The 12,657-nt window shown below is 72.0% G+C and carries 9 protein-coding genes; 8 read left to right on the forward strand and 1 reads right to left on the reverse strand.

What is annotated here, in order from left to right:
• Positions 1-44: 44 nt before the first annotated feature.
• From DEJ32_RS03295 to DEJ32_RS03330, 8 genes are all read left to right on the forward strand, one after another.
• Positions 45-554 carry a hypothetical protein gene (locus DEJ32_RS03295; RefSeq protein ID WP_110900303.1) on the forward strand — a complete coding sequence of 170 codons (510 nt, stop codon included), beginning with the start codon at positions 45-47 and terminating at the stop codon, positions 552-554.
• A 62-nt stretch (positions 555-616) separates the two neighbouring features.
• Entirely contained in the window at positions 617-1,327 is a 711-nt protein-coding gene (locus tag DEJ32_RS03300; RefSeq protein ID WP_110900304.1) for a GntR family transcriptional regulator, read from the forward strand.
• Positions 1,324-2,349 carry an ADP-ribosylglycohydrolase family protein gene (locus DEJ32_RS03305; RefSeq protein WP_110900305.1) on the forward strand — a complete coding sequence of 342 codons (1,026 nt, stop codon included), beginning with the start codon at positions 1,324-1,326 and terminating at the stop codon, positions 2,347-2,349. The genes DEJ32_RS03300 and DEJ32_RS03305 overlap by 4 nt, the downstream gene beginning before the upstream one ends.
• An 86-nt stretch (positions 2,350-2,435) precedes the next feature.
• Positions 2,436-3,941 carry a cytosine permease gene (locus tag DEJ32_RS03310; RefSeq protein WP_110900306.1) on the forward strand — a complete coding sequence of 502 codons (1,506 nt, stop codon included), beginning with the start codon at positions 2,436-2,438 and terminating at the stop codon, positions 3,939-3,941.
• The gene (locus DEJ32_RS03315) at positions 3,941-4,861 is read left to right on the forward strand and encodes a PfkB family carbohydrate kinase (RefSeq protein ID WP_110900307.1); all 921 of its coding nucleotides are present in this window, start codon (positions 3,941-3,943) and stop codon (positions 4,859-4,861) included. Before DEJ32_RS03310 ends, DEJ32_RS03315 begins: the two co-directional genes overlap by 1 nt.
• 217 nt (positions 4,862-5,078) lie before the next feature.
• Positions 5,079-8,288, forward strand: a complete 3,210-nt coding sequence (locus tag DEJ32_RS03320) for a hypothetical protein (protein WP_110900308.1) — start codon at positions 5,079-5,081, stop codon at positions 8,286-8,288.
• 218 nt (positions 8,289-8,506) lie between these two features.
• Positions 8,507-9,559 carry a BLUF domain-containing protein gene (locus tag DEJ32_RS03325; RefSeq protein ID WP_181420572.1) on the forward strand — a complete coding sequence of 351 codons (1,053 nt, stop codon included), beginning with the start codon at positions 8,507-8,509 and terminating at the stop codon, positions 9,557-9,559.
• A gap of 292 nt (positions 9,560-9,851) precedes the next feature.
• Complete coding sequence (locus DEJ32_RS03330; protein ID WP_110900310.1) at positions 9,852-11,618, forward strand: hypothetical protein; 1,767 nt, start codon at positions 9,852-9,854, stop codon at positions 11,616-11,618.
• A gap of 82 nt (positions 11,619-11,700) precedes the next feature.
• Here the strand turns inward: DEJ32_RS03330 and DEJ32_RS03335 are convergent, their stop codons facing one another.
• Positions 11,701-12,582, reverse strand: coding sequence for an SDR family oxidoreductase (locus tag DEJ32_RS03335; protein WP_110900311.1), 882 nt, complete (start codon positions 12,580-12,582; stop codon positions 11,701-11,703).
• Between the last annotated feature and the right edge of the window lie 75 nt (positions 12,583-12,657).

The following is a 12,657-nucleotide window of genomic DNA, read 5'->3' on the forward strand; positions in this document are numbered from 1 at the left end:
GGCCGACCACTGCTACGGTGCGAGCACGGACCGGGGGGAACACGATGCGGACACTGACCACACTCTGCGCAGCCGTCGTCATGGCGACGGTGACGATCGGCATGACGGGGTGCACCGACGCACCCGACGGCGGGACGCCACCATCGGCAGCCGCAGCGAGGCCGACGCCGTCCGCGACGCCGGGGCTGCCGGAGCACCTGGCCATCCTGCACCGGCCCTTCACGGCGACGGACGCGTTGCCGGACACGGAGGCGACCGCTTCGACGCTCGACGAGGTGGTGCTGAACAGCCAGCGTCGTGCCGGTGCGTGGCACGGCACCACCTACTGGGTGGCTGCGGCGTCGAACGGCGGAGCGTGCCTCATCGCGGAGAACCCCGACCCGGCCAGCCCGGACAACTGGGCGACGTGCGGCGGGACCGATGTGCCGGCCGCGGAGGTGCTCGTGACCATGGAAGGCGACGACGGACACCGGGTCTCGCTGGTGTCCGACGGCTACACCGACCGGGGGCCGACTGCGCTGCACGAGGTCGTCCCCAACGTCTGGGGGAACTGACCGCATGCGTCCGAACGGCCCCGACGTGACTGGACAGGTCTTGTACATGTAGTCTCCTCTGCATGCCCGTCCCACCGAAGCGACGCCTCGTCGCCGATGCCCTCCGCGACGCGATCGCGACGGGCCGCTACGCCCCGGGCCAGCGCCTGCCCGGGGAGCACGACCTGGCCGAGCGGTTCGCCGTCAGCCGCGGGACGGTGCGGGCGGCGCTCGCCGACCTGGCGGACGAGGAGTACATCGCGATCCGCGGCGGCATCGGCTCGGTCGTCACCTTCGACGGCGCCGCGCTCGACCCCCGGAGCGGATGGGCCCGGTCCCTCGAGGCGACGGGCACCGAGGTCGCCGTCCGCGTCCTCCGGATCGCCGCGGTGAGCGCGCCGGCGCTCGCCGCGGAGCTCGGGCTCGACGACGCCGACTTCGTCGCCGTCGACCGCGTCCGGCACGTGGCCGGGGGACCGGACATCTCCCTGGAACGCAGCCTGGTTCCGCCGTTCGGGAGGCTCGCCCGAGCCGTCGACGAGGGTCTCGTCAACGGGTCGCTCACCGCCACGATCGCGGAGACGGGCCTGGTGCCGGCGCTCGCCGAGCAGTGGGTCGACGTGCTCCCGCTGACCGAGGAGGACGCGGTGCTCCTCCACAGGACTGGGGGCGACCCGTTCCTCCACAGCCGACGCGTCTCGCGCACGGCCGACGGCACGTTCGTGGAGGCTGTCGACAGCCTGCTCGACCCGAGCCGGTTCCGCATCCACATGACGTTCGGGAGCGCACGATGACGACGACCAGCACCGCCGCCGAGCACGCCCTCGCCGCCTTCCGGGGCCTGGCGATCGGCGACGCCCTCGGGATGCCGACGCAGTCGCTGTCGCTCGAGCAGATCCGTTGCGACCACGGGCGGATCAGCGGGTTCGTCGACGCCGGGCCGAACCAGCGCATCGCACACGGCATGCCGGCCGGGAGCATCACCGACGACACCGAGCAGGCCGTCCTCGTCGCCGAACTGCTCGTGCAGGGGCAGGGTCGGCTGGACCCCGTCGACTTCGCCCGCGCGCTCATCGACTGGGAGCGGACGATGGCGGCCAAGGGCTCCCTCGACCTGCTCGGGCCGAGCACGAAGACCGCCGTGCAGCGCATCCTCGACGGTGTCCCCGCGTCCGAAGCGGGCTCGACGGGCACGACGAACGGCGCCGCGATGCGGATCACCCCGGTCGGGATCGCGACGCCGCTCGGTACCGGGTCCGACGGGCTCGCCGGACTCGTGGACGCCGTGCAGGACGCCTGCCGGGTCACCCACGACACCGGGCTCGGCATCGCGGGGGCGAGCGCCGTCGCGGCAGCGGTCTCGGCCGGCATCGACGGCGCCACGCGTGCCGAGGCGCTCGACGTCGCCGTCGTCGCCGCCCGGATCGGCGAGACCCGTGGCCACTGGGTCGCCGGTGGCTCGATCGCCGACCGCATGGAGTGGGCTCGCGGCCACCTGGCCACGGTCCCCGACGCCGAACGGATCGACGTCGTGTCCGGGCTGATCGGCACGAGCGTCGCGTCGCAGGAGTCCGTCGTCGCCGCGCTCGCGCTCGTGGCGCTCGACCTCGACCCCTGGCGGACCGTCTGCACCGCGGCGAGCATCGGGGGCGACACCGACACGATCGCCGCCATGGCCGGCGCCGTCCTCGGTGCCGTGCACGGTGCGGCCGCCTGGTCCGCCGACGCGGTCCACCAGGTGGAGACCGTCAACGACCTGCACCTCGAGGAGCTCACCGAGCGCCTCCTCGACCTCCGCACCGGCCCCGGCCGGTAGCGGCACCCAGACCGCCGGGCGGCGGTTCCCCCCTTGCCGCCGCCCGGCTTCCCCCTCGCACCCTTCCGATGACGTAAGAGGACCTGATGACCAGCACGCCGACCGACGCCACCACCCGCGCCGGGACCCTGACCACCGTCGAGCAGCGGGGCATCGAGCCGGTGCCGGCCGCCGATCGCACCGGGACGCCCGGCGCGCTGTTCTGGGTCTGGTTCGCCGCGAACATCTCGATCCTCGGGCTCCCCCTCGGTGCCACGCTCGTCGCCTTCCAGGGACTGACCGTCTGGCAGGCGCTCCTCGTCGCGGTGATCGGCGCCGCAGGCTCGTTCGCCGTGGTCGGGGTCATCTCGATCGCCGGACGCCGCGGGGGAGCGCCGGGCCTGACCCTGAGCCGCGCGGTGTTCGGCGTCCGCGGCAACGTCGGCCCGACGTTCATCTCGCTGCTGAGCCGCCTGGGCTGGGAGACCGTGAACACCACGACCGCCGCGTTCGTGCTGCTGTCGCTGTTCACGATCCTCTTCGGCACCGACGGGGGCTCGAAGGCCCACCCGGTCATCACGATCGTCGCGATCCTGGTCTTCGTCGCCGCCACGGTGCTCATCTCCGGGCTCGGGCACGCGTTCATCGTCGCCGTGCAGAAGTGGGCGACGTGGGTCTTCGGTGCGCTGAACGTCTTCGTCGCGGTGTTCCTCGTCGCCCGCATCGACTGGGACGTCGTCGGCGCGCAGCCCGCCGGCCCGGTCGCCGCGATGGTGATCGGCATCGGGACGATCGCGGCCGGGACCGGTATCGGGTGGGCCACCGCGGGCGCCGACATCGCCCGGTACACGCGCACCAGCGTCCGCGCCGGCAAGCTCGTCGCCGCGAGTGCAGCCGGTGCGGGCATCCCGCTCGTCGTCCTGGTCGGACTCGGCTCGCTCGTGTCCGCCGGTGACCCGACCCTGGCGCAGGCCGGGGACCCGGTCGCCGCGATCCGCGACATGCTGCCGAGCTGGATGGCCGTGCCGTACCTGATCGCCGCGTTCGGCGGGTTGCTGCTGTCGAACCACCTGTCGGTGTACTCGGCGAGCCTCACCACGCTGACCCTCGGCGTGAAGGTGCCGCGGGTCTGGGCCGTCGCGGTCGACGTCGTCATCACCACGCTCGGCGCCATGTACTTCATGCTCGTGGCCGACGGCTTCTACGCCCCGTTCATCACCTTCATCTCGGTGCTCGCCGTGCCGATCACGGCCTGGCTCGGTGTCTTCATCGCCGACATGCTCCGCCGCACCTGGTACGACCCGGCAGCGCTGCTCGACCTCCGCCGTGGTGGCCGCTACTGGTACGCCGGTGGGGTCGCCTGGCCCGCAGTCATCGCCTGGGTCGTCGCGATCGTCGTCGGCTTCCTGTTCACGAACGTCCAGGTGGGCGACGCCGACCCGGTGTTCGTCGGGGCGTTCTCGGACACCTGGATCGGCGCGAACGGCCTCGGCTGGGTCGTCACGTTCATCGTCGCGGCCGCGGTCTACCTGCTGACCGGCGGCCCCCGCGGCACGCTGCACGAGCAGCCCGACCAGTCCGCTCCGCTGCCGCACACCGAGCACACGGTCTGATGGGCCGCCTCGTCTCGGTCGGCAACGTCATCGTCGACATCGTGATGCGCATCGACGCCCTCCCGCAGCCGGGCGGGGACGTCATCGCCGCGGGCTCCGAGATCACGGCCGGTGGCGGCCTGAACACCATGGTCGCCGCCCGCCGGGACGGCATGGACGTCGTGTTCGCCGGGCAGTACGGCACCGGCCCCTTCGGGGACGTCGTCCGGCGGGCGCTGGCCGACTCGCGCGTCACCGTCGTGCAGCCCGGGCTCGCCGACGTCGACAGCGGCTACTGCGTGGCGCTCGTCGACGCCACGACCGAGCGCACCTTCGTCACGAGCGTCGGCGCGGAAGGGCAGCTCACCCGCGCCGACCTGGACCATGTGGACCTGCAGGACGAGGACATCGTCTTCGTGTCGGGCTACGGCCTGGCGCACCCGGTGAACGGTGCGGCCATCGCCGACTGGCTCGAGACCGTCCCGCCGTCCGTCCGCATGGTGTTCGACCCATCGCCGCTCGTCGACACCCTGCCCGGAGACCTCCTGGCCGCTGTGTCCGCGCGGTCGGACGTGGTCAGCGCCAACAGCCGGGAGGCACGACTGCTCTCCCCGACGTCGACCACCCTCGCCGCGGCGACCGCCGCGATCGCGGCGACAGCGCGGGGGACCGCCCTGGTCCGGGACGGCGCCCACGGCTGCTGGGTCGTCGAGTCCGGTGGCGCGCCGGTTCTGGTCCCCGGGTTCCCCGTCGTCGCGGTCGACACGAACGGGGCGGGGGACGCGCACGCCGGCGTGCTGGCCGCCGCGCTGGGGCGTGGGGCGGGCCTCCCGGACGCGGTTCGCCGGGCCAACGCGGCGGCGGCGCTCGCGGTGACCCGGTCCGGGCCGGCGACCGCGCCGACGGCGGAGGAGACGGACGCGCTGCTCGCCGGAGCGTGACGCGGTGACCTCCGCGATCGCCGCTCCCGTGCGGCTGGAGCGGTCCGACCGGACGGTCCAGCCGTTTGCTGGTGCCGATCGTCGCGTTCCGCGGCTGAGGCGGGGCGCCGGTGTTTCCCGCCCGTCAAGTGTTGGTTACGAGCCCGTTTCCGATGCTCGACGAACGCTCACGCTCCTCGAAGCTTCCTCTTGAGAACCCCTTCACTCGAGGAGCCCCTTGTCCAGAACCCGTTCCCGGAGTCGGCTCGCCGCACTGGCGATCACCGCCACGCTGACTCCCGCCCTCGTCCTGACCGCAGCCCCTGCGTTCGCGGCACCGACCCCTGACCCCGTCGTCGCCTCCGGGTCCGACTGGGACGTCACGACCGCCCCCGGCGGGTACCTCGTGTCCCTCGACCTGGACGCACCCCTGCCGATGGTCGACGACGCCCCCACGCTCGTCGTGGACGGTGAGCCCATCGGCCTCGCCACCGAGTCGGCGGACGGGAAGACCCTCCAGGTCCTCACCGCCGACCGGTCCGTCGCCGACGCGAAGGACGTCACCAAGGCCTGGTCGAGCGGCGACGCGGACAAGGCGACCGAGACGACGACGGTCCCGGTCACCCCGGCCGTCCCCGAGAACCGCACCCTGAAGCGGCAGATGAAGTCCCTCGCCACGGCGGACGCGGTCGAGGATCCGTCCACGCCGGGCGCCTACGAGGTGACCGAGGCCGAGTACGACTTCGGTGACCAGGCGATCCCCCTCGCGGCGATCGGCGGCATCCGCGGTGAGCTCACCGGGAAGATGTACCTGACGAGCGCTGCCGGCGAGCGTCCGACCGTCGTGCTGCTGCACGGCCGCCACACCTCGTGCGCGGGCACCGGTGCGAACCCGCTGCGCTGGCCTTGCGGTCCGACCCAGTCCAACGTGCGCTCGTACCTCGGGTACGAGGGCACCGCGCGTGCGCTCGCCACCCGCGGCTACAACGTCGTCTCCATCGCGGCGAACGCCGTGAACTCGAACGACAACCAGCTCGCCCTCGACTACGGCGCACAGGCCCGCGGTCAGCTGATCCTCGACACGCTGGACATGCTCGGCAAGGCCGACGCCGGGACGGCCGTCTCGTACGACGACGTCACGACGGCGACGAGCTCCGCCCCGAGCACGACCACGACCCGCACGCTCGACGACGCCCTCGTCCGCGCGACGACCCGCACCGACCAGCCGGCCGCCGCCTCCACCGTGACGGCGGCGTCGCTCAAGGGCCGGTTCGACCTGACGCACGTCGGCATCATGGGCCACTCCCGCGGCGGTGAGGGTGTGGTCTCGGCCGCCACCCTCAACGAAGCGCTCCCGAAGCCGTTCGGCATCGAGTCGGTCCTGCCGCTCGCACCGGTCGACTTCGGCCGCATGACGCTGCCCGACGTGCCCACCGCCGTCTTCCTGCCCTACTGCGACGGCGACGTGTCGAACCAGCAGGGGCAGCACTTCATCGACGACTCCCGGCACGCATTCGGTGACGAGGTCCTCCGCTCCGCGGTGTGGGTGATGGGCGCGAACCACAACTTCTTCAACACCGTGTGGACCCCGGGCAAGTACCCGGCGGCGACCGGCGACGACTGGAACGTCCGCGACACCACGTCGACCTGCGCCACGACCAGCCCGACCCGCCTCACCGCGGACCAGCAGTACCAGGTCGGCGTCAGCTACATGACCGGCTTCTTCCGCCTCACCATGGGCGGCGAGACCCAGTTCCAGTCGATGTTCGACGGGTCGGTCAAGCCCGCGACCACCGCGACGCCGTTCGCCGACGTCCGGACCATGGCCGCGCAGCCCACCTCGAAGACGAAGCTCGTCACCGACTTCACGAAGTCGAGCTCCCTCGTCCGCACCGTCGGGGGCGCCACGGCCGCGGTCTGCTCGAACCTGACCGGTCGGACGCTGCCGCAGTCGAACCCGTTCTGCGCCACCACCAAGGGCTCGGCCCAGGTGCCGCACTGGACGCCCGGCTCGTTCGCACCGAACGTCCCCGCGTTCCCGACCACCCGGTTCCTGTGGACCGGAGCCTCCACCACCGACCCGGCAGCGCCGAGCACCGGTGAACTCCGCGTCTCGGTCCCCGCGACGGCACGCAACGTCTCCGACAGCACGCAGCTCACGCTGAAGACCGCGCCCGACGAGGCGGTGTCCACCGGCACCGACTTCCGGATCACGGTCCTCGACGGCTCCGGCGGGACCTGGTCGACCGCTGCCTCTGCGGTCAACCCGCTCGCCGTCAACCGGATGCCCGGCGGCACGAACACGACGCTCAACAAGATCGTCCTGCAGCAGCTGACGATCCCCACGGCGTCGATGACCGGCCTGGACCTCACCGACGTCCGCGAGGTCCGCTTCACCGCGGGCGTCGGGGCCGACGGCACCGGCACCGGCGGGGTCTACCTGTCCGACCTGGCGTTCGACACCCCGAGCGTCGGCACCGCCGTCGCCCAGACGCGCACCACGGTGAACGTCGCCCCCACCGCGGTGGAGGAGGGCGCCGGCCCCGGCACCGCCGACGTCGCCGTCTCCCTGTCGCGTGCCGAGTCCCGTCCGGTCACCGCGTACGTCAGCGTCCTCGGCTCGGCGACCGGCACCGTCGGCGTCGGCATGGAGCGCGTGACCTTCGCACCCGGCGAGACCTGCCGCGCGGTCACCGTGCCGACGGCCGGCAACACCATCGCCTCGGCGACGCCCAGCTCCGCCTTGAAGGTGAGCGTCACGAACACCAGCAACGCCGTCATGGGCGCGTCCGCGTTCACGAACCTGACCGTCCGCGAGGACGACGGCGTCACGGCGCCGGCGAAGGCGATCGCGCCGGTCGGCAAGCAGGGTGACGTGTGCGCCGAGCGCACCGCCGCGGCCGCTCCGGTGGCGCTCGGCACCTCCGCTGCGAAGGTCACGCCGGGTACCACGGTCCTGCTCACGGGCACGGGCTTCCGCCAGGGCGAAGGCGTCACCTTCCGCTCCGGTGAGACGGTCGTCGACACGGCCGTCGCCGGGTCGAGCGGCGCGGTCGCCGGCACCCTGCAGGTCCCGGCCGACGCGGACCTCGGCGCGCTCGCCGTGTCCGCCGTCGGTGCCGGTTCCGGCCGGGAGGCCCGAGCCACCGTCACGGTCGTCGCGACCACGCCGAAGCTCGCGCTGAAGGAGGGCAGCCGCGCGACCGTCGGCGGGTCGTGGAAGGTCGGCCGGACCATCACCGCGAAGCCCGGTTCCTGGAACGCGAGCGGGGTCACGTTCACCTACAAGTGGTCGCGTGACGGGAAGTCGATCCCCGGAGCGACCAAGGCCACCTACAAGACGACGTCGAAGGACGTCGGGGAACGGCTGAAGGTGACCGTCACCGCCAAGAAGACCGGCTACACGACCGGGACCACGACCGGGCTGTCGGGTCGGATCCACAAGTAGTGCCGCACTGATCGACGAGGGCGGGTGATCGCGAGGTCACCCGCCCTCCGTCGTCCCACGAGCCGGACGGGAGGCGCAGCACGGGCCCGCCCCGGGCCTCCCGGCCGGCACCGGCGCACCGCGACCACGCGACCCGAACACGGGACTGGTGCGGTCGCCCGTCGCGCGTTTGACTCGTGGCAGGGCATCCGGCCCAGCCACGACCAGGGAGGCCGACCGTGCGCACACTCGTCTACACCAGCACGCAGACCCGACCGATCTCGGACTCCGAACTCGCCCAGATCCTGGCGGTCGGACGCGAGAAGAACACGCGGCTCGGCATCACCGGCATGCTGGCGCACCGCGACAGCAACTGCATCGGCATCATCGAGGGCGAGGACGCCGTCGTCCACGAGCGCTTCGAGCAGATCCGCCTGGACCCCCGGCACACCAACGTGCGGGTGCTCTGCGACGACCCGGTGCAGCAGCGGTCCTTCCCGGACTGGTCCATGGCGTTCCAGCCCCTCGACCCGCTCATGCGGGAGGTCCCGGGGTTCAGCGACCTGTTCGAGACGCAGCGACCGAGCGACGCCGAGTTCGGTGCGTCGCGGGCCCGCGCCCTGCTCGAGTGGTTCCGCAAGCACCCGCTCGCGCCGCTGACGAACCAGAACGCGGCCGACGACGAGGTCCCGCGGACGCGTGCCCTGAACGGCGCGATCGCGGTCCTGCACGACGGCGGTACGACGGGCTTCTCGATCGAGGCGGTCGCCGAGCGCAGCGGCATGAGCGTGCCCGAGATCGAGGGGCTGTTCCCGAACCGGCACGCCCTCCTCGCGGCGACGGTGGAGCGCTGGACGCGTGCGGTGTCGGCACCCCTGCTCCCGATGATCACGGAGCGCGGAACGGTGGCGTTCATGCACGCCCTGCTGGCCGCGCACGTCGAAGAGTCGGGACTGATGCGCCTGCTCGCGTCGACACTCGCCGCGGCGACGGACCCCTCGGTCGACGGTGCCGACTACTACCGGTCCGCCTACCGGCAGTTCCGGGAGACGATCCGCACGGCACTCGCCGCGGACGTGCGGGAGGGCCGTGAGCCGGCGACGATGGACCCGGAGCGGGGCGCGCAGCAGCTGCTCGCCCTGTACGACGGTCTCCGGCTGCAGGCCCTGCTGACGGGTGACACCGACCCGGTGGAGGCGTTCGACCGTGCCGCCGCGCGCATGCGGCGGGGGTGGTCGGAGCAGTACGAGCAGCCGAGCTACTGGGAGATCCCGGTCGCTCCGGCACCCTGACGCGGGAACCGTCCGTTCTCCCCCGTGAGTTGGGGGCGGTGGAGCGCTCCGCGATCGGGCAGGATGGACCGCGGGGCGTGGACCGGGTATCCGCGCCCTGCTCGCTCACCCAGGGTGGTGAGCCCGGCCGTCTGGTCGCCTTCGGGTGGTGATCAGGCGGCCGAACACGTTCCGGGACGCCGCGCTTGTCCGCCGTTCGTCCGACTGCGGAACGCGCATGATCGGGTCTACCGTCGCGTCCGTGCGGCAACGGGGCCGCACCGGTCATGAATCGAGCATCATGCAACGACGGATGAGAAGTCTCGTCGCCCTCGCCGTGAGCGCCGGCGTCGTGGGGGCCCTGGTCCCGGCGATCTCGGCGCAGGCGGTCACGACGAGCGACACCCCGGACTTCGGGAGCAACGTCAAGGTCTACAGCCCATCGACCCCCACCTCGACCATCCAGGCCGACGTCGACGCCGCCTTCACCTCGCAGCTCCGCAGCACCACGGCTCAGTTCGGGTCGCAGCGGCACGTCTTCCTGTTCAAGCCGGGCAGCTACAACCGTGTCTGGGCCAACCTCGGCTTCTACACGACGGTCGCCGGCCTCGGGAAGAACCCCGACGACGTCACCATCACCGGCGCGGTCAACGTGGACTCCGGGTGGAACGCGGGCGACGAGAAGAACGCCACGCAGAACTTCTGGCGGTCGGTCGAGAACGTCGCGGTCGTCCCGGAGGGCGGTACCGACCGCTGGGCCGTGTCCCAGGCCGCTCCGATGCGGCGCGTGCACATCAAGGGCAACCTGACGATGGGCCCCTCGAACCAGGACGGCGGCCAGGGCTACTCGTCCGGCGGCTACATCGCGGACAGCAAGGTCGACGGCACCGTCACCTCGGGGTCGCAGCAGCAGTGGTACACCCGCAACTCCACGCTCGGTTCGTGGCAGGGCGGGAACTGGAACATGACGTTCTCGGGAGTGCAGGGTGCCCCGGCGAACGACTTCTCGAAGAGCTACACGACGCTCGCCACCACGCCGACGACGCGCGAGAAGCCCTACCTGTACGTGGACTCGTCGAACAAGTACCACGTGTTCGTCCCCTCGCTCCGGCAGAACTCGAGCGGTGTCACCTGGCCGAACACCGCGGGCACGGACATCCCGATGCGGAACTTCTACGTCGCGCACCCGGGTGACTCGGCGGCGACGATCAACAGCGCGCTCGCGCAGGGGCTGAACCTGTTCTTCACCCCGGGCACGTACCAGCTCGACGCGGCGATCAACGTGCAGCGGGCGAACACCGTCGTGACCGGCATCGGCTTCCCGACGCTCGTGCCGACCAAGGGCAACTCCGTCCTGGTGTCGAACGACGTCGCTGGTGTGAACGTCTCGAACCTCGTCGTCGACGCCGGCATGCAGAACAGCACGCAGCTGATCCGACTGGGGACGGCGGACTCGCACATCGACCACGCGGCGAACCCGCAGAGCATCCAAGACGTCTTCTTCCGCGTCGGGTCGAGCATCCAGGGCAAGGCCAGCACCTCGCTGCGGGTCAACGCCGACGACACCCTGATCGACCACATCTGGGCCTGGCGTGCCGACCACGGTGGAGCCCCGACGGGTTGGACGGTCAACACCGGCGCCACCGGCGTCGAGGTGAACGGCAACGACGTCCTCGCCACCGGGCTCTTCGTCGAGCACTACCAGAAGTACGAAGTGCTGTGGAACGGCAACAACGGGAAGACGATCTTCTTCCAGAACGAGATGCCGTACGACGTGCCGGACAACGCCTCGTGGCAGAGCCCGACCGGAGCGGGGTACGCGGCGTACAAGGTCGCGTCGAACGTCACCACGCACGAGATCTGGGGCGGCGGCGTCTACTGCTTCTTCAACACGAACCCCTCGGTGCACGCCGACCGGGCGTTCGAGGTGCCGCAGACGCCGGGCGTGAAGGCGCACGGTCTCGTCACGGTGTCCCTCGGTGACGTCGGCACCATCTCGAGCGTCATCAACGGGGTCGGCGGTGCCGTCCCGACGCCCGCCGGCAACACCTCGCCGAACCGGGTGGCGAACTACAACTGACCGGCCGTCGCGACGCGACCACCTGTCGAACGGGAGGCTCGGTGCCAGCTGGCACCGGGCCTCCCGTCCGTCGTCTGCGCCGTCAGGGCTGCAGCGCCTCCAGGTCCTCGAGGAGGCTCGGATGCGTCGGCTCCCAGCCGAGCGCCTGCCTGGTGTGCGCGCTCGACGCCGGCTGGTCCATGGCGAAGATCGGCCCGAAGGGACCGAACGTCTCGTCCGGCACGGGCTGCACGGGGAGTCCGAGGCGGCGGCCGACCACGGTGGCGATGTCGACGACGCGGTCGCCCTCGTCACCGACGGCGTGCCACGCGGTGCCGGCCGGCGCGGACTCGAGGGCGATGCGGAACAGCGAGGCGGCGTCCCGCGCGTGCACGGCGGGCCAGCGCTGCTGACCGTCGCCCGGGTACCCCGCGATCCCGGTCCGACGCGCGGCCTCGGTGAGCAGGCCGGCGAACCCGCCCTGGCCGTGCTCGTGCACCGTGCGGGGCATCCGGACGGCCGAGGCGCGGACGCCCTGCGACGACAGTGCGAGCAGGTCGGTGACGGCGACCGCGCGGCTCGCGACCGGACCCTCGACGGGCAGCGGGTCGTCCTCGGTCGCAGCGCGTCCGGCCACCCAGGGCGTGCCGGACACGGTGACGATCGGCTTGCCGCTCTCGATGAGTGCTGCACCGAGCGTGGCCATGGCGTCGCGCTCCTCGCTGAGGCCCTGCTCGAGTGCCTCGGCGCTACCGTAGTCGCGACTGAACGCCAGGCTGATGACGCCGTCGGCGCGGGTGGCTCCCTCGCGCAGGACGTCGAGGTCGGTGAGCGAGCCGCGCAGGACCTCGGCGCCGGCGGCCTCGAGGGTGGCGGCGGACGCGTCCGACCGGGCGAGGCCGAGGACGGTGTGACCGGTGGCGAGCAACTCGGCGACGACGGCGGTGCCGATCGTGCCGGTTCCGCCCGTGACGAAGACGTGCATGGGGACTCCTCGAGTGATGGGACGTTGGTACCGTCACCGTAGGACACTGACGGCACTCTTGTCCCGTCGGAGTGC

Origin of the sequence: Curtobacterium sp. MCPF17_046 (genome assembly GCF_003224295.1) — a bacterium.
Classification (GTDB): domain Bacteria; phylum Actinomycetota; class Actinomycetes; order Actinomycetales; family Microbacteriaceae; genus Curtobacterium.